The sequence below is a fragment of the Desertimonas flava genome, from assembly GCF_003426815.1.
Taxonomy (GTDB): Bacteria; Actinomycetota; Acidimicrobiia; order Acidimicrobiales; family Ilumatobacteraceae; genus Desertimonas; species Desertimonas flava.
Genome location: NZ_QKYK01000028.1, coordinates 1 through 17,873, shown reverse-complemented (window position 1 = coordinate 17,873; position 17,873 = coordinate 1). Strand labels below are relative to the sequence as shown.

The following is a 17,873-nucleotide window of genomic DNA, read 5'->3' as shown; positions in this document are numbered from 1 at the left end:
AGGTACCCGGGTGGAGATGCGCCAACTCGGCAACACAGGGGTCACCGTCGCCGAGCTGGCCCTCGGCACGATGACCTTCGGACGGGAGATCGATCAGGCCCAGAGCGCCGAGATCCTCGGCCACTACCTCGACCAGGGTGGGAACTTCGTCGACACCGCGGATGTCTACTCCGATGGTGGCTCGGAGGAGATCCTGGGGAGGATCATCGGCGAGCGACGCGGCGACATCGTGTTGGCGACGAAATGCGGATTGCCGTTCGGTGGCCATCCCAACGACACCGGCGCGTCGCGCCGGCACATCGAGAAGTCCGTGGTCGAGTCGCTCCGCCGGCTCCGGACCGACTGGATCGACCTCTACCAGATCCACATGTCCGACCCGCTCACGCCGGCCGCCGAGACGATGGCGGCGCTCGACGACCTCGTCCGGCGCGGACACGTTCGCTACGTCGGGGCGAGCAACTACGCGGCGTGGCAGATCGCCAAGTCCCTGGGCGTCGCCGCGCTCCACGGCTGGCAGCCGTTCGTCAGCCTCCAGCCGGAGTACTCGCTGGTGTCGCGCGACGTCGAGCTCGAGCTGATCCCGTGCTGCGTCGACGAAGGCCTCGCCGTGCTGCCGTGGAGCCCGCTCGGCGGTGGTGCGCTCACGGGCAAGTACCGGCGCGGTGAGGATCCGCCGTCTGGCACTCGGGGGCAGGACAACCGGAACGTCCGGAATCGTCTCGACGGCCGGGGCATGGCGGTCGCCGAAACCATCGTCGAGATCGCCCAAGAGGTCGGTCAGAGCCCGGCACGCGTGGCGCTGAACTGGGTGCTGCACCGACCCGGTGTGACGTCACCCATCGTCGGGGCGAGGACGGTGGACCAGCTCCGTGACAGCCTCGGCGCGAGCGGCTGGAAGCTCGACGTGGAGCACGTCGCCCGCCTCGACGAGGTGAGTACGCCGCACGTCGGCTACCCACACAACTTCCACGTCTTCGCCGGCCGCCGGCCGCCACTGTGATGCAGACGACGACACTCGGCCGTACCGGACTCACGGTGTCGGTGGCCGGGCTGGGATGTGGAGGTTGGAGCAAGCTCGGCCAGGGGCAGGGCAAGAGCATCGCGCACTCGGTCGACATCGTGCGGACCGCGCTCGACAGCGGGGTGACCTTCATCGACACGGCGGCCGGCTACGGGACCGAGGAGATCGTCGGCGAGGCCATACGGGGCCGGCGTGACGAGGTGGTCATCTCGACGAAGGTGCCGATCTACGCGGGTGCGTTCTCCGACATCGACAACGTGATCGACGCCGATGCGCTAGAGCGGGGCGTCGACGGCTGTCTCGCTCGGCTCGGCGTCGACTGCATCGACATCCTCCACCTGCACGCCGTGCTCCCGTCCCAGTACGATCACGCCTGTACCGAGCTCCTGCCCCGGCTGACCCGGCTCCAGGAGAAGGGCAAGATCCGCTTCACCGGGCTCACCGAGCGATTCAACGACGACACGGCGCACCGCATGGCGCCACGCGCAGCGGCCGACGGCTACTTCGACGTGCTGATGATCGGCCTCAACTTCGTCAATCAGACCGCCCTGACGTCGGTGCTCCCCATCACGTCGGCAAACGGGATCGGGACGCTGTGCATGTTCGCGGTGCGTGGGCCGCTCGCCCGGCAGGACACCGCAGAAGCCCTCGTGCGCAAGCTCGTGGCCACGCGGGAGATCGATCCCAGCACGTTCGACGACGACGCGCCGTTGGCCTTCCTCACCGCGCCGGGCGTCGCCGCCTCGTTCACCGAAGCGGCCTACCGGTTCTGCCGCCACGCTCCCGGGATGGACGTGACGATCACCGGCACGGGCAGTCGCGAGCATCTGCTCGAGAACGTGGCATCGCTGAACATGCCCCCACTCCCTCGCCAGGTGCTCGATCGGCTCGGCGCCATCTTCGGAGCCGTGACGTCGGAATCGACCGAGGTCTGAGCCACCCGGCGACGGGTGCGCCTCCAGGTAGCTGCGCCCTGGTCCACGTGGCCGCGAGCAGGCACGTCGCTCCGGTGGCGCTGATGCCGATCCGGGGCCCGGCGGCCTCGCAGAGCCAGCCGACGAACGGGGCGGTCACGGCCCAGGTGCCGATCGAGGCGATGGAATGAAAGCTCACGATGCGCCCGCGCATGCTCGGCTCGCTGTTGGTCTGGATCACACTGATCGAACCGGCGAGCAGCGCGTACCCGGTGATCCCCATGGATGTGGCGATCGGGAACGCCAGCAGGAACGCCGAGTTGAGCCCGAGCGCGATGGTCGCCACGCCGAAGGCGGCGGCGAGGCGCGCCAGCAGGCGGAGGTCGACGACCGTCCGGCGAGCGATCGTCAGGGCACCGCACACCGAGCCGACGCTGAGCGCCGAGTAGATGTACGTGAACGACGTCGTCGACCGGCCGAACCCGTCCGACACGAGGATCGGCAGGACGACGGGGAAGTTGTAGGCGAATCCTGTCAGGGCGGTGAGGGTGAGGGCGATGCGCAGATCCCCGGTCTTGCGGATGAACGAGATGCTGTCGCCGATCTGACCTCGCCGGCGCGGCATCGGCTCGGGAGCTCTGAGGTCGGCGGATCTGATGCGCCAGAGCGTGACGAGGGCAACCACGTAGGTCGCGCTGTTGGTCAGGAAGGCCATCGAGAAGCCGACGAGCGCCACCAGTGCGCCTCCGATCGCCGATCCGCACACGAGTGACGACGCCATCACGGCGCTGTTCAAGCCGATCGCGTTGCTGGCCAGCCGGGGCGGCACCGTCTCGACCACCATCGAACGGCGGATCGGCAGGTCGAACGCGGCGGTGGTGCCCCGCAGCGCGGCGAAGACGCACAGGACGGCCACCGGCGGGCGATCCATGGTGGCCACGAGAGCGAGGGCGACGGACTGGACGAGCCCGGCCGCCTGGAGCAGCAACAGCGTGTAGCGCTTGTCGTAGCGGTCCGCCACGAGGCCCGCCCACGACGAGAAGAAGATGACGGGGAGGAACTGGCACGCCCCGATGACGCCGAGCGCGACCCCGCTGGAAGTGAGCTCGTAGACGAGCAGGCTCTGGGCGATGACCGTCAGCCAGCTGCCGGTCATCGAGACCGCCGCCCCCGTGAGGTAGAGGCGGAAGGTGCGCAGCCGGAGCGACGCGAACGTGCCGCCCGTCTCGATGGCTAGCGCACTGGGATCGGTGCAGGCTGATCGTTCGCTGATGGGGCGATCATATATGATCAGAGCCTCGGCGTCGATCAGGAGAAGAACAGCCGCAACGCCGTGCGGTCGATGGCCCGCCGTGTGGCCGCCGACGGTACGGCTCGCGTGTAGGAGTCGACGACGTCCTGATAGGTGACCGTGCCCTCGTGGCCGACGAAGGGCGCGTCCGTGCCCCAGATCAGGCGGTCGGTGCCCACTCTGCCGAGTAGGTACGTGTCGAGGCGGCGCTCGCGCTCCCACGCTTCGGCGTAGGCCTCCGGCGGGCGCGGTGCGGTGGCCGTGGTCAGGCGGAAGCCCCCCGAGATCTTGATCCACGTGCGCCCGGCGTCGACCGAGCGGACGGCGGCGTCGAGCGTCGGGCAGGCCTCGACGAGGTCGAGGTCCGGATTGCCGAAGTGATCGACGACGATGTCGACACCGGCCGCGTTGAGCACGTCGAGGGTCTCGCCGAGCAAAGCCGGGTCGCACACGACGTGCACGTGCCAGCCGAGGTCGCGAACGCGACGGAAGAGAACCCGGTACTCGTCGGTCGTGAGGTCGACGGGGTCGCCGAAGCTTCTTGCCGAGCGGAACAGGCGGAGGCCGACGATGCCGGCATCGGCCATCTCCCGGAGCTCGCTCCGCCGGACGGCCGGCGTCACGTTGACCGTGCCCCGCAAGCGGGGAGTCGCGCGGACCGCGTCGATCACGTAGTCGTTGTAGTCACCTGTGAGGCTCATCGCGGCGATCACCCCGAACTGCACGCCCGATGCGTCCATCGCGGCCACGTACTCCTCGACGGTGAACTCGTAGTCCGGCCTCGTCCAGGCCGTCGCGGTCAAAGGTACGTCGCGAGGGAAGATGTGCGTGTGGGAGTCGACGAGGGGAGGCTCGGCCCGGTCGCCCTCATCGTCGGAATGGTCGGTCATCGTCGATCGCCTCGATCGTCGGTCGGATCAGTGCAGGAACTCGTCGAGCCGGGCGAGGAGGTCGTCGCGCCCGCGCTCGGGCCGGTCGAGCAGCAGGTAGTGGGTGGTGTTGCGCGGTCGATAGTGGATGACCTCCTCGGCGTGGGTCAGGTCCTCGACGAGAACAGCCATGTCCTCGTCGCGGCAGAGCCGGTCGTACTCGGGGTTGACGATCATCACCTTGGCGTACACCTGGCTGGCGTGGACGAGCTTCTCGCCACGCATCATCCTGTAGAGGTCCTCGAGCATCCCGCTCGGGCTGCGGTACGACGGGGGGTCGTACGTCATCGACTTGGGGTCGCCGTCCAGCAGCGCCTGGGAGAAGGCCTTGACCATCTCGGGATCGCGCCACGCCGCCTTGTCGTCGATGGGGATCTCACGGTCCCAATGGGACTCGAGGAGCTCCAGCGAGGTCACGAGGTAGTTGGGGTGCGTGGCCAGGTCGAGCGGCTCTGGCTTGTCGGGGTTGTCCCAGCCGCCGTAGATCGTGTCGTACAGCACGACGTGCGACACCTTCTTGGGGTGGATCGCCGCGTACATGAGGGTGCACGTCCCACCGACACCCCATCCGAGCAGGCCCGCGCGCGGCGCGCCGGTCGTCTCGAGCAGGTGACCGACGGCTGCGTCGACGTCGTGGGTGATCTCGATCGTGCGCACGAGGGAGCGCCGGCCGGGCACCGGCGGCTCGTCCATCTCGGCGGGGCGCTGGGATCGGCCGAATCCGCGCGCATCGACGATGTAGCAGACGTGTCCCTTGCGGGCGAGATCCTCGGCCAGTGACCCGCCGGGCACGGGGAGATCGAACTCGGACAGCCCGGGGATCCGCGTCCCGTGCAGGAGGATCATCGGCACCCGGTCGGACCGGTCCGGATCGCGAACCTCGCGGATCGCGATCGACACCCCGTCGTCGGTCGTCACGTGGAAGTCGCGTCGGGTGATCGGAGCCATGGACGAACATCCTATACAATCGATGTTCCCTTGAGCGGGCAAACCATATACGATCGCGCGACTCCGGCACCCGGCCGGACGAAGACAGGGGGACTGAATGACAACGATGGTGAGAGCTGTGGGGATACGGCGCGACCACGTGAGGGCCAGGAGGAGACGGCTACGGATCGCGGGCGGTCTCGCCGTCCTGCTTGCCGGTTCGAGCGCGGTCGGGCATGCGGCGACCGACACGACGGAGTCTCCTGGAGCGGGAGAGCCGCGGCAAGGCGGTACTGCAACGGCGGTGTTCAGCGGCCTGCCGGTCGGGCTCGACCCGGCACTGCACCGCGTCACCGTGGCGTTCGGTGAAGCGGCGGCGATGGCGCCGATCTTCGGCCACCTGGCCTACTTCAACGCTGTCGACGGTGCGGTGGAGCTGTACTTCCTCGAGTCCCTCGAGCCCGATGACACCGGCGCGGTGTGGACGATGAGGCTCCACCCGGACATCAAGTTCAGCGACGGCACGCCACTCGACGCCGAGGCGATCAAGTACAACATCGAACGGTCTGCCGATCCGGCGACCGGCTCGCGGTTCGAGCCCGAGGCGCGCGACCTCGTCCTCGAGGTCCTCGACGAGCTGACGCTGCAGGTGACCCTGCCCGAGCCGAACCTCGGCTGGGATGCCGTCCTCGTCACGAACTTCGCCGGTGTCGGATCGCCGACAGCGATCCAGGCTGCGCTCGATGAGGGCGTGGAGGTGGGCACCGTCCCGGTCGGGGCCGGACCGTTCATGGTGACCGAGTGGGAGCCGCGGGCGAGGATGGTATTGGAGCCGAATCCGTACTTCGGTGACTTCCTGCCCGGTCAGCCCTACCTCGACCAGCTCACGCTGATGAACGTCGACGATCACTCGCAGCAGACGTCGGCCATCGCGTCGGGGGCCGCACAGCTGGCGCTGTCGTTCGGCGGAGCCGCGACCGAAGCGCTGCTCGAGGCGGGAGACGCCGTCGTCACGAACGGAAGCGGCGGGGCGAGCATCACGTTCAACGTCGACCGGCCGCCCTTCGACGACATCCGGGCGCGCATGGCGCTCTCGTTGGCGGTCGACCGCTCGATCCTGTCGGACGCGTTTCAGACGGGAACCGCGGCGTCGACAGGGCTCTTCCCGGAGCACTCGCCGCATCACAACCCCGACCTCACGTGGCCGGACCAGGATGTGGAAGAGGCGCAGCGGCTCCTCGACGAGCTGGCCGCCGAGGGCAAGCCGCTCGAATTCAGCTACACCACGTTCGACTCACCACAGCAACAGGCTGTGATCAACGTGCTGATCTCGCAGCTGGCCGAGTTCGACAACGTGACCTTCACGCCCGATGTCCGGGTGTACGGCGAGTACATCGCATCGATGCAGCGCGGCGACTTCCAGTCGCTCTGCTCGGGGATCTACTTCGTCAACCCGATGCCGATCATGTACGACAGCCTCCATCCCGACGGCCTGCTCAATTACTCCAACTGGGTGAACGAGGCGGTCGGCGAGGCGTTCGACGATCTCGCTTCGGCGTCGACGCTCGAGGAGCAGAACGTGCAGTGGGACATCATCCAGGAGCAGCTGATCGCCGAGATGCCGGCCCTCTGGCTCGGCCAGCCGCCGATCACCGTCGGCTTCTCCGATGACATGGTGGTGCCCCGGGCCATCAACATCGGCTCGATCCCGCTGTTCGGCGAGGTCGGCTACAAGGCCTGATGAAGGCCTGACGTCACGGCCTGATGAAGGCCTGACGTGACGGCCTGACGAAGCCCTGAGGTGACGGCCTGACGGTCACGTCGGTCCGGAGCGGTCTCGCCCCGGACCGACGTCGTCGGGCTCCCCGGCGTCGATCGACGTCAGGTCGTCTCGGGCATGGGGTACTCGTCGGCGTTGAGCACCCAGCCCGGCTGTTCGGAGAAGTCGAAACGGGGCGGTGCGAAGACGTCGATCAAGAACCGGCGGCCCGTGTCGCTCGGTTGGCTGGTGTGGAGCAGCGGCGGCGGGATGACGACAGTCGCCGGGGCTTCGGTCAGGCGGTGCTCGTCGTCACGCCAGAGCAACCGGTTCGCCGCCCACGGGACCCGCATGTGGTGCGTGAAGTCGCCGTCGATCTGCAACGACACCTGCTCGAAATCGTCGTGGTGGTGCGGCGACAGGATGGTCGTGTCACGCGGCTGCGTCTGGGCGTCGAAGGCGTTGACCATCACGGTCGTGCACCGGAAGAGCCGCCCGAGGCGACCGGGTTCGTCGGGGTAGTCGGCAGCCCGGTAGACGCGGATCCGTTCGCCCGCGGGCGGCGCCGGCCAGGGGACGAACTCGGCGACGTTCTCGTCGGGCGACTCGTAGTCGGCCGCGTTCGCGCAGCGGGCGGCGAGGTCGGGCACGGTGGGGGCGCCGAACACCCGGATGACCACGCCGGGCGCGGTGACGCGCACGGTGGTGGTCCCCGACGGCATGATGACGACGGCGAACTCGTCGACGCTCTCGGCCGACGGCCCGTGCTCGACGGTGACGCCGGCGCCCTCGGTGACGAGCACGGCGTACTCGCCGCTGGCGTCGACGCTCAGCACGTCGCCCGGCGCCGCCTCCGTGTGAGCGATCACCATCGCCTGGGTGCGGGTCCACCAGGTCTTGCTCCCCTTCGGATGGCCCTCGTCGGCCGGGACGCGATGGAGCTCGCGGTACGTCGCCGGGCGGGGGATGCCGGGCGGGGCGGCGACCGCGGTGGACAGCCGGGAGCGAGGATCGGACGGATCGTACGGCATTGTACGATCATATCAAATGAGTGACGAGGCCTGGGCTTGCGCGTCTTGACGAGGTAGGGAATCATATACGACATTGCGAACGCTGTAGGAGAAGTGGTGCCGTACGACCTGGTGATCAAGGGAGGGTCGGTCCTCGACCCGGGGCAGGGGATCGACGGCACGGTCGACATCGGCATCGAGGGATCGACGATCACGGCGATCGGAGCCGACCTGCCGATCGAGGGGGCAGGCACGGTGCTCGACGCCGGCCGGCCCGGACGGTACGTCGTCCCCGGCCTCATCGACATCCACACGCACGTCGCCCACGGAGCGACCACGCCGGGGCTCGGCATGCTGTGTTGCGATCCGGACTCCATCGGCGTCGAGTCGGGCGTGACCACCGTGGTCGACTGCGGCTCCGTCGGCGTGGCGAACATCGGCGTCTTCCCGGTTCACATCGTGCCCCGGGCGGCGACGCGCACCATCTGCTTCGCCAACGCCGCCTGCTTCGCCCACACCATGCCCGGCATGTCCGACATGCGAAGCGTCGACGACCTCGACATCGACGCCATGCGCCTCTGCGTCGAGCACAACCCCGGCCTCGTGGAGGGGATCAAGCTACGGCTGGTCGGCACGCCCGCCGCCGAGCACGGCGAGGAGCTGATCCGTCGTTCGGTGGCGATGGCCGCCGAGCACGGCGTTCCGTTGATGACGCACATCGGGGACTTCGGACGCGACGACCCCGAACACCGCGTTCGCATGGCGCAGCTGACCATGCACCTCCTCGACCAGATGCGGCCCGGCGACATCCTGACGCACCTGTGCACGCCGAACCCCGGTGGCGTCCTCGATGCTGCGGGGCAGGTCCTCCCGACGTTGCAGGCGGCACGCGACCGAGGCGTCGTCCTCGACCCCGCCCTCGGTCGCGGCAACTTCGGTTACGCCGTCGCCGCCGAACTCGCCCAGCGCGGGTTCCACCCCGACACGATCAGCAGCGACCTCACGGCGTACGGCTACGACTTCCACAGCCTGCTCGAATGCATGGCGAAGTTCATGGCGATCGGGTACACCCTCTCCGACGTCGTACGGATGACCACGGCGAGCGCCGCCCACGCCATCGGGCGCGCCGACACGCTCGGGGCGCTCGCCGTGGGCCGCGAAGCGGACGTCTCGATCATCGACGTGGTCGAGGGAGACTTCCGGTTCGAGGACACTCGCGGCGACACGTTCCTCGGGCGCCACGGTCTGGTGCCCGTGCACACGGTGCGCGCCGGCCGGCTGCATGCCCCGCGTTGGGGAACCCATCCCTGGGGCTGGCTCCCGGCGCCCGCGGAGTCATGAGCGATCCGGCGGCCCCCTCGCCGCGCCCCCTCGACGAGGAGTTCGAGCTCGACGCGGGGTGGCCGGCGCCGCATCCGCAGTGTCCTCACCGGGACGTGTCCGGCGTCGACGTGGACTCCGCCGGGAACATCTACCTGCTCACTCGCCACGACCACCGGGTCCTGGTCTTCGAGCCCGACGGCACGTTGCTGCGCGCGTGGGGCGAGGGCGTGTTCACCGCACCGCACGGACTCACGGTCGGGCCCGACGACACGGTGTACTGCGTGGACAACGGCGACCACACGGTCCGCCGGTTCACACCCGACGGCCGGTTGCTCATGACGCTGGGATCGCCCCACGAGCCGTCGGACACCGGGTTCGACCCGACCACGGTGCCGGCGATCCACAGCGTCGAGACGGTCGTTCGGCCGGCTGGTCCGTTCAACGGCTGCACGAACGTTGCCGTGACCGGCGACGGTCACCTGTTCGTCGCCGACGGATACGGCAACTGCCGGATCCACCACTTCGACGACGAGGGGTCCCTCTTGCACTCGTGGGGGGACGCCGGCACCGGTCCCGGCGAGTTCCACCTGCCGCACTGCATCGCGCTGACCCACGACGGGCGAGTGCTCGTGGGGGATCGCGAGAACGACCGCATCCAGGTCTTCGCCCCCGATGGCGCATTCCTCGCGGAGTGGACCGATCTGCGCCGTCCGGCCGGCGTGGCGGTCGGTGACGACGGCCGCATCTACGTCGCCGAGCTCTGGCGGCCGGCGGGCGAGGCGTCGTTCACCTCGGGCGTCGCGACCGTCGACCAGCCGGGCCGCGTGACGGTGCTCGACCCCGATGGCGCCGTGCTCACGAGATGGGGGGCGTCGAGCGAGCGACGCGGCGCGCCGGGCACGTTCATCGCCCCGCACGACATCGCCGTCGACGCCGGCGGCCGCGTCTACGTGGCCGAGGTGACCTACACGTTCGCCGTCGGACCCGGCCTGGTGGGCCCGTCGTGCGCACAGCACCAACTCCAGCGGTTCGGACCCCGGTCCGGCCCGTCACCCTCCACCCATCACGTCGCCACGAGACCACGATGAAGGAGACCATGATGCAACCGAACGTCGACCGGATCCCGACCTCCCACGGCGGCAACCTCCCACGACCAGAGGCGTTCGATGCCCTGCTGATGGAGGGTGAGCGTCGACGCGAGGCGATCGTCGCGGCGCTGCCGGGCGCGGTCGACGACGTGATCGCCCGGCAGGTCGACTGTGGCCTCGACATCGTCAACGACGGGGAGTACGTCAAGGCGGCCGGCGGCGGCAACTACGGCAGCTACATCTTCGGCCGGCTTGCCGGCTACTCGCTCGAGCCGGTCGATCCCACGCAGGAGCCCAAGCGCGACATCTCCGGTGCCCGCGACCGCGACGAGTTCCCCGGCTTCTACGAGTCGGGCCTCTGGTACTCGGGGTCGGGTGGCCCGATCCGGCCCGGCTTCTCGACGCCGGGCGCTCCGCCGCCGGTGACGAAGGAGTACGTCTGCACGGGGCCGCTGGCCTACACCGGGCACGACGCGATCGCTGCCGACGTGGCCGCGATCGTGGACGGGCTGCGCGGCCGGGACCAGATCGGCTTCATCGCCGCGCTCGGACCACTGAGCCTGGCCGCAGGGCGTCGCAACGAGCACTACCCGGACGAGGAGTCGTACCTCGTCGCGGCCGCCGAAGCGATGCGCGAGGAGTACCGGGCGATCACCGACGCCGGCCTCGTGTTGCAGATCGACGAGCCAGAGTTCACCACGGGCTGGCAGTTCCATCCCGAGTTCGACGTCGACCAGTACCGGTTCTACCTCGAGCGGTGCGTCGAGGTGATCAACCACAGCACCGACGGTCTCCCGCGCGACCAGATCCGGATCCACACGTGTTGGGGGAGCGGGCACCGGCCGCACACGCAGGACATCGAGCTCAGGCACATCGCCGACCTGTTCGTCAAGATCCGTGCGCAGGTGTACGCCGTGGAGTCGAGCAACGTCCGTCACGCGCACGAGTGGCGGGTGTGGGAGGACGTCAAGCTTCCCGAAGGGACCAAACTGATGCCCGGAGTGGTCGGGCACGCCACCGACCTGGTCGAGCATCCCGAGCTCGTGGCCGAACGGCTGCTGCGGTTTGCGAGTGTCGTCGGCAAGGAGCACCTCGAGGCTGGCACCGACTGCGGCATCGGCTCGCGCGTCGGTCACGCCGAGGTCGTGTGGGCGAAGCTCCGCGCGTTGTCGCAGGGCGCGGCGCTGGCGAGCGCCGAGCTCTGGCGACGCGGATGACCTGGACAGCGATGTCACCGAAAGCGGGCGCTCCTGTCGGGCATGTGGGTCAGGGTCTCGAGGTCGGCGCGGCTCGTGGGGATGTTTCGGGGGCTGGATCGTGACGGTTTTCGTCACGATCCAGCCCCCGGTCACCGAATGGCACGATCGAGCCCCAGATTCTCGATGTGTCCAGCGTGCACCCGGCCACTGATGTCGATCACCTCGCCGTCGGAGCAGCAGCCGTCGCCGGCGAAGCGGCCCGACCTCCGGCGAGCAGACGACGAGAGAGGCGCGACGGACCCGCCGAAGTGCCGACCCAGCGCGCTCCCCGAGGCCCACCCCGTACGCACTTCCACCGTTCAGAACCCACGAACGGCGACAGGAGCGTCAGCGAAAGGAAACCAATCATGAATGACCCACTCGGCGGCAAGGTCGCGATCGTCACCGGCGGTGCTCGCGGCATCGGCAAGGCGATCTCCTTGGAGCTGGCCCGCGATGGCGCCAGGGTGGTGGTTGCCGGCCGGAGCGAGTCGGGGACTCCCGAGTGGCCGGGTTCCATCCACGAGACCGTCGACGAGATCCGCGGCGCTGGTGGCACGGCCATCGCCGTGAGGATGGACGTCAACGTCGACGACGACGATCGACGGCTCGTCGACACCGCGATCGAGCAGTTCGGACGCATCGACCTTCTGGTGAACAACGCCGCGCTGATGGACCACGGCACGCCGTTCATGGACGGCGACGTCGACTTCCTCGAGCGCTCGTTCGCCGCCAACGTCCGGGCCCCCTACGTCCTGACCCACGCCGTCTGCGCGGCGATGCTGGCCGCGGGCGGCGGTGCGGTGATCAACATCTCGTCCGGTTCGGGCCGGCACCCGGCACCGGTGAGCGAGGGAGGAACCCCGATGACCAACGAACGCGATCGCGCCCCGTTGGTCTACGGGGTCACCAAGGCGGCGCTCGATCGGCTCAGCACGGGCTTGGCGCTCGAGCTGTACCACGACAACATCGCGGTGATCGCCCTCCACCCTGGCTTCATCCTCACCGAACGGGTGCGGTCCCGGCCGCGCGAGGGAATGGATCTCTCGCGCGGGGTCTCGGCTGTCCAGCCCGCCAAGGTCGTCGCCATGCTGGCCCGCGACCCGATGGCCCACACGGGACGGGTGATCGTCGCCGCCGAGTTCGTCGAGCAGCACGGCATCGATCTCGCGTAGGAGGCCCTTCGACGCCAGGCCGGTTGGTCCGCAAGGACGCTCGCGGTCTCGGCCGGTCGGGTCAGCTGGGCCAGTTGTCGTAGATGCGGGCGGCGGTGTCGTGGAGGACGAGGGCCCGTTCGGCGTCGGTCAAGAGACGGGTGGCGTCGCGCAACTCGCCGGCGAGACGGGCGTAGGGCCCGACCGTCTGGCCGATGTCCGAGCCGCACACCACCCTGTCGGCCCCGAACTCGTCGACGAAGCGGCGCAGGAACACCGCCGGATCGACACCGTCGGCGTTCAGGCACCCGAGGTTGATCCCGGAGAACTTGTAGTGGACGTTGGGGCGGGTTCCGATGTCGCGCAGCGCCGCCGTGACGCCGAAGTCCGGGGCGGTGATGTAGGGCTCGTAGCCGGGGCTCTTGCGCAGCTCGGCGACAGCAGGGACGGCGCCGTGGAGCGTGCCGAGGTGGTCGATGACGATCGGCGTGTCGGGAAACCGCTGGGCGATCATCGCGAGGGCGGGCAGCACGTAGCTGATGTGTGGCTCGAACATGATCAGCGTCACCGGCAGGCTCAGCTCGGCGGCCTTCTCCCAGAGCTGCATGACCCCTGGCGAGTTGAGCCACGCCGTGTCGTAGCTGTCGAGCGCCGGCCCGCCATACCGGATCCCGCCGATCGGCTGGCGGTCGACAAGTCGCTGGAGCTCGTCCGGAGCGTTCGGATCGTCGCCGTCCAACATCACGACCGGCGTGAGCCGGTCGGGGTGCGCGGCGCAGGCGTCGAGCACATAGGAGTTGTCGGTGCCGTAGTAGTGGAACCGCTGGACGACGCACGCCCGATCCACGCCGACGGCGTCCATGCCGGCGAGCAGTTGGTCGATCGTGAACGGCGCGGCGTTCAGATTCCGCGCCTTCGGGTTGGGAGGGTAGGCGGTCGTGTCGTCCGAGATGACGTGGGCGTGCGTGTCGAAGAGAGGGCTGGGCGTCATTGCGCCGCAGCGGCGTCGTGAGGGACGCCGAGCTCGGGCCGCGGCAGGAGGGCGCCGCCCTTGAACAGCACGTTCGAGCTGCGGTGGTTGATCTTCCAGCCCTCGTCGGTGAGGACCCACCGCTCGGTCATGTAGTCGATGAGGATCGGGGGGTTGGTGGCGATGGGAGGCGTTCCGTCACCACCGTGCAGCACCATCACCCATTGGCAGAGCGCCTTGTCGGGCCCGCCGTCGAAGATCGCTCGCAGGTTCTGCACAGAGTGGAAGACCACCCTGTTCCCACGCTTCTCGCGCCATTGGTAGAAGGCGCGCACTCCTTCGCGGCCCTCGAACGTGGAGTTCTCGCCGACCCACAGCCCGTCGGGCGTGAAGTAGTCGGGGGCCAGCCGGCCCCAGTTCGTGTCCACGTCGTGCCAGTAGTCGACGAGCAATGCGTGGAGCTGCTGGGTCAGCGCGAGGCGGTCGGCGTCGATGTTCATGTTCGAGCTCCCTTGGTTCGAGGCGTCTCTCGCGTCGTGTGTCGTATATGACGCAGTGCCCATCGGTTTGCGCTCTGACGCACGTTCGCTTGACGACCAGGATAGATCGTATAGGATCAGGCTGTCCAACAGCACCCGCGTGGCGCGCTGCGCGGGGGAGGGGAAGCGAGATGACGAGCAATGCGTCTCCGGCATCGGTGCGTCGCCGCCTCGGCGCAGCAGCACTGATGCTCTCGATGGCCGTCGCCACGACGGCCACCCGAGTCGCCGAGGCGACGACCGAGCCGGTGAGCTCCGTTGCGGCGCAGCCGACTCGTGGCGGCCGGGCGGTGGCCGTCATGAGCGGGCTCAACCCGATCCTCGACCCGCAGTTGCAGCGCGTGTCGCTGGCGTTCACCGAGGCCGCCGTGATGGCTGCGATCTTCGGTCACCTGGCCTACATGGACACCGAGACCGGCGCCGTGGAGCTGTACTTCCTCGAGTCGCTCGAACCGAACGACGACGCGTCGGTGTGGACGATGACGCTGCACCCCGGCATCAGGTTCTCCGACGGGACCCCGCTCGACGCCGAGGCGATCAAGTACAACATGGACCGGGCGGCCGATCCGGCGACCGGCTCGCGCTTCGAAGCCGCGACGGAAGGGCTCGTGGTCGAGGTGGTCGACGAGCTCACGGTGCAGGTCACGCTCCCCGGGCCCGATCCGCTGTGGGCGGCCGATCTGGTGGCGAACTTCGCCGGCGTCGGCTCGCCGACGGCGATGCAGGCCGCGATCGACGACGGTGTGGAGGTGGGCACGCGGCCCGTCGGAGCCGGTCCCTTCATGGTCAAGGAATGGGACCCCGGCGTCTCGATCGTGCTGGAGCGGAACCCGTACTTCGAGGACTTCATGCCGGGCCAGCCGTACCTCGACGAGCTCGAGTTCCAGAACGTCGACGACTTCTCGCAGCAGGTCACGGCGATCCAGACGGGCGCCGCGCAGATCGTCGGCACGTCGGGCGGCGGGCCGACCGACGAGCTCCTGGCGACGGCGAACGCGGTACCGACCTACACCGCCGGCGGCGCCAGCATCTTCCTCAACACGACGATCCCGCCGTTCGACGACATCCGCGCCCGGCAGGCGCTCGCCCTGGCGATCGATCGCCAGATCCTCTCCGATGCGTTCGCTCCCGGGACCGCCCCGTCGACGACGCTCTTCCCGGAGACCTCGCCATTCCACAACCCCGAGTACTCCTGGCCCGAGCAGGACCACGACGCGGCGCAACAACTGTTCGACGAGCTCGCCGCCGAGGGCAAGCCCGTCGAGTTCAGCTACACGACGTTCGCCAGCGCCCAGCAGACGGCCGTCGTCGACGGCCTGATCGCCCAGCTGGCCGAGTACGACAACGTCACGTTCGAACCGGACATCCGTACGTACGCCGAGTACATCGCGGCACCGCTCGCGGGCGAGTTCCAGTCACTCGCCTGGGGCGTCTACTTCATCAATCCAGTGCCTTCGCTGCTCGACTACTTCGCCCCCGGCGGGACGCTCAACTCGACCGGCTGGGAGAACCCGGAGGCATCCGAGGCGATGGAGCAGCTCGCCACGGCGTCGACGATCGAGGAGCAGAAGGCTGTCTGGGACGTCGTCCAGCGAGCGCTGGTGGAGGACATGCCCGCGGTGTGGCTCGGCCAGGGCGTGCTGACGCTCGGCTACAGCGACGGCATCGTGATCCCGCGGGGCATCAACCTCGGCACGCTGCCGCTGTGGGCGGAGGTCGGGTACGAGTGAGCGGCCCGTTGACATGGCGACAGATCGAAAGGACGGTGACGTGACCGAGTCAGCAGGGGACTGCCCCTTGGTAGGGACGTGGAAGCTGAGCGGGTGGGAGGTCCTGGTGAAGGACGACCCGACCACCTCCCCGCCGCAGTGGGAACGGGTGAAGGGCCAGATCATGTACACGCCCGAGGGCACGATGTCGATGTTGATGTCCAACGCCGACCGTGAGCCGTTCGCCGACCCGGCGTATTACGTGGGCACCACGGAGGAGAAGCTCAAGGCGTACGAGGACTTCCGCTCCTACGCGGGGACCTACCGCTGGGACGGAGATCGAGTGATCCATTTCGTCGAGCAGTCGAACTACCCGAACATCATCGGCGTCGACCAGGTCCGCCTGGTCACGCTGGAGGGCACGACGCTGATCCTCACCAACGAGAACAAGTCGATCGCCATGAGGTGGGAGCGCGTGGGCGCGGGCTGAACACCGCCTTCCGGTTGGCTCAGCGACGCTCGACGTCGTCGAGGAAGCCGAGCAGGATGCGGTTGAAGTGGACCGCCTGTTCCCAGTACGCAGAGTGGCCGGTGCCCGGGATCACCGCGGTGCGGCCGTCACGCACTCGCGCGGCGACTGCGCTCATCACCGGGGGCGGGAAGTACGGGTCCTCGGCCCCGGTGATCAGCGAGACCGGCATCGTCAGGCCGTCGATCGATTCCCAGGTGATCGGGCGACGGTGGGGCGGGAGCGGGAGGCGGGTCGAGGGCGTGTTCCTCCGCCACCGTGCGACGCCGACGGGCCGCGTCGCCCGGTAGCTCCTGCTGAGCTCGCGATCCTCGGCGGTGAGCCGTTCGAACTCCGGCGGTCGATGTCGCTCGCAGAGCTCGTGGTAGTCGGCGTCCTCGATGCCGATCATCGTGCACGCGAGGGTCAGGGAACGAACGTCGTCGGGCCAGTTCTGGGCGTAGTCGGTGGCGACGAATCCGCCGGCCGCCGTTCCGACGAGATGGACCGCGCCGAGCCCGACGGCGTCGACGAGTGAATGGAGATCGTCGGCGGCGGGGGAAGCACCGGCGGCTGGTCCGGTGGATCCAGGGTGTCCGCGACGCGAGTACGTCACGGCCCTGTATCCGTGGCGCCGCAGGGCCGCCAGCTGGCGGACGAAGGAGTGACCGCTGCCTGCATACGCGTGGAGGAGGACGACCGCCGGACCGTCTCCGCCGGTGTCGGCGTACCACAGCCTGTCCTCGCCGACGCGGAGGTGGCCTGTCTTGACGCTCATCACTTGATCATATACGATCCTCGAAAAGATCTGGGCGGTTCGTGTACCGTCCCGACGAGGGGGAGCAGGAGTGACCATGGTCGAGAGTTCTGTCTGGTCGGCGCGGTCGCGTCGGCGGTCGCGTTGCGGTCTCGGTGTCGTGGCGGCGTTGACGGTCGCGGTGTCGGCCACGGTGTTCGACGCAGCCTCCGCGTCGAACACGGAGCCGGAGCCGTCGTCGGCTGCGTCGCCTGGTGGTGTGCCGACGCGTGGCGGGAGCGCCACGGTGGTGTTCAGTGGGCAGCCGGTCACGCTCGACCCCCAGCTGCACCGGGTCTCGCTCGCCCACAGCGAGGCGGCGACCGCGGCTGCCGTGTTCGGGCATCTGGCGTTCATGAACACGGAGACGGGTGCGGTGGAGTTGTACTTCCTCGAGTCGTTGGAACCGAACGAGGACGCGTCGGTGTGGACGCTGACGCTTCATCCGAACATCAGCTTCTCCGACGGCACGCCGTTGAACGCCGAGGCGATCAAGTACAACATCGAGCGGGCCGCGGACCCCGAGACGGGGTCGCGGTTCCAGCCGGCGACCGAGGGTCTGGTGTTGGAGGTGATCGACGAGCTGTCCTTGCAGGTCACGTTGCCGGCGCCTGATCCGGGTTGGGACACGGTGTTGGTGTCGAACTTCGCCGGTGTCGGTTCGCCGACGGCGATCCAAGCGGCGCTCGACGAGGGT

At 68.8% G+C, this 17,873-nt stretch carries 16 protein-coding genes and 1 pseudogene; 10 read left to right on the top strand and 7 right to left on the bottom strand.

Annotation, left to right across the window (positions count from 1 at the left end; genetic code table 11):
* Positions 1-16 precede the first annotated feature (16 nt).
* Positions 17-1,000, top strand: a complete 984-nt coding sequence (locus DN771_RS23030; RefSeq protein WP_227462459.1) for an aldo/keto reductase — start codon at positions 17-19, stop codon at positions 998-1,000.
* Positions 1,000-1,956, top strand: a complete 957-nt coding sequence (locus DN771_RS23025; RefSeq protein ID WP_116999922.1) for an aldo/keto reductase — start codon at positions 1,000-1,002, stop codon at positions 1,954-1,956. The genes DN771_RS23030 and DN771_RS23025 overlap by 1 nt, the downstream gene beginning before the upstream one ends.
* A 58-nt stretch (positions 1,957-2,014) precedes the next feature.
* Here the strand turns inward: DN771_RS23025 and DN771_RS30565 are convergent.
* The 3 genes and pseudogenes from DN771_RS30565 to DN771_RS23010 all read right to left on the bottom strand — a co-directional run.
* Positions 2,015-3,166 (bottom strand): annotated as a pseudogene (locus DN771_RS30565) (MFS transporter); the annotation flags it as partial.
* 77 nt (positions 3,167-3,243) lie between these two features.
* Positions 3,244-4,116 (bottom strand): amidohydrolase family protein, encoded by an 873-nt coding sequence (locus tag DN771_RS23015; RefSeq protein WP_116999920.1) that lies wholly within the window; start codon positions 4,114-4,116, stop codon positions 3,244-3,246.
* A 27-nt stretch (positions 4,117-4,143) separates the two neighbouring features.
* On the bottom strand, positions 4,144-5,103 hold the full coding sequence (locus DN771_RS23010) for an alpha/beta hydrolase (protein ID WP_116999919.1): 960 nt from the start codon (positions 5,101-5,103) through the stop codon (positions 4,144-4,146).
* A gap of 283 nt (positions 5,104-5,386) precedes the next feature.
* Here DN771_RS23010 and DN771_RS23005 point away from each other — a divergent pair, with 283 nt between their 5' ends.
* Positions 5,387-6,823, top strand: coding sequence for an ABC transporter substrate-binding protein (locus DN771_RS23005; protein ID WP_116999918.1), 1,437 nt, complete (start codon positions 5,387-5,389; stop codon positions 6,821-6,823).
* A gap of 140 nt (positions 6,824-6,963) precedes the next feature.
* Here the strand turns inward: DN771_RS23005 and DN771_RS23000 are convergent, their stop codons facing one another.
* On the bottom strand, positions 6,964-7,872 hold the full coding sequence (locus tag DN771_RS23000) for a cupin domain-containing protein (RefSeq protein WP_116999917.1): 909 nt from the start codon (positions 7,870-7,872) through the stop codon (positions 6,964-6,966).
* Positions 7,873-7,968: 96 nt separating this feature from the next.
* Between DN771_RS23000 and DN771_RS22995 the strand changes: the two genes are divergently transcribed.
* The 4 genes from DN771_RS22995 (at position 7,969) to DN771_RS22980 (ending at position 12,675) form a co-directional block, all read left to right on the top strand.
* Positions 7,969-9,192, top strand: coding sequence for an amidohydrolase family protein (locus DN771_RS22995; protein ID WP_162942304.1), 1,224 nt, complete (start codon positions 7,969-7,971; stop codon positions 9,190-9,192).
* Positions 9,189-10,262, top strand: coding sequence for a peptidyl-alpha-hydroxyglycine alpha-amidating lyase family protein (locus DN771_RS22990; protein ID WP_116999915.1), 1,074 nt, complete (start codon positions 9,189-9,191; stop codon positions 10,260-10,262). Before DN771_RS22995 ends, DN771_RS22990 begins: the two co-directional genes overlap by 4 nt.
* An 8-nt stretch (positions 10,263-10,270) precedes the next feature.
* Positions 10,271-11,479 carry a cobalamin-independent methionine synthase II family protein gene (locus DN771_RS22985; protein ID WP_162942303.1) on the top strand — a complete coding sequence of 403 codons (1,209 nt, stop codon included), beginning with the start codon at positions 10,271-10,273 and terminating at the stop codon, positions 11,477-11,479.
* A 389-nt stretch (positions 11,480-11,868) separates the two neighbouring features.
* Positions 11,869-12,675, top strand: coding sequence for an SDR family NAD(P)-dependent oxidoreductase (locus tag DN771_RS22980; protein WP_116999913.1), 807 nt, complete (start codon positions 11,869-11,871; stop codon positions 12,673-12,675).
* A 61-nt stretch (positions 12,676-12,736) separates the two neighbouring features.
* Here the strand turns inward: DN771_RS22980 and DN771_RS22975 are convergent, their stop codons facing one another.
* Both DN771_RS22975 and DN771_RS22970 read right to left on the bottom strand, forming a co-directional pair.
* Positions 12,737-13,645 (bottom strand): amidohydrolase family protein, encoded by a 909-nt coding sequence (locus tag DN771_RS22975; RefSeq protein ID WP_116999912.1) that lies wholly within the window; start codon positions 13,643-13,645, stop codon positions 12,737-12,739.
* Positions 13,642-14,124 carry a nuclear transport factor 2 family protein gene (locus tag DN771_RS22970; protein WP_162942302.1) on the bottom strand — a complete coding sequence of 161 codons (483 nt, stop codon included), beginning with the start codon at positions 14,122-14,124 and terminating at the stop codon, positions 13,642-13,644. The genes DN771_RS22975 and DN771_RS22970 overlap by 4 nt, the downstream gene beginning before the upstream one ends.
* 170 nt (positions 14,125-14,294) lie before the next feature.
* On the opposite strand from DN771_RS22970, the gene DN771_RS22965 reads away from it, so the two are divergent.
* Both DN771_RS22965 and DN771_RS22960 read left to right on the top strand, forming a co-directional pair.
* Positions 14,295-15,893, top strand: coding sequence for an ABC transporter substrate-binding protein (locus tag DN771_RS22965; protein WP_162942301.1), 1,599 nt, complete (start codon positions 14,295-14,297; stop codon positions 15,891-15,893).
* A gap of 40 nt (positions 15,894-15,933) precedes the next feature.
* On the top strand, positions 15,934-16,362 hold the full coding sequence (locus tag DN771_RS22960; protein WP_162942300.1) for a lipocalin-like domain-containing protein: 429 nt from the start codon (positions 15,934-15,936) through the stop codon (positions 16,360-16,362).
* Positions 16,363-16,381: 19 nt separating this feature from the next.
* Here the strand turns inward: DN771_RS22960 and DN771_RS22955 are convergent, their stop codons facing one another.
* A complete protein-coding gene (locus DN771_RS22955; protein WP_162942299.1) occupies positions 16,382-17,158 on the bottom strand; it encodes an alpha/beta fold hydrolase in 777 nt (258 codons plus the stop codon).
* A 76-nt stretch (positions 17,159-17,234) separates the two neighbouring features.
* Here DN771_RS22955 and DN771_RS29775 point away from each other — a divergent pair.
* Positions 17,235-17,873, top strand: a 639-nt coding sequence (locus tag DN771_RS29775; protein WP_227462454.1) for an ABC transporter substrate-binding protein, incomplete at its 3' end; no start/stop codon positions are given.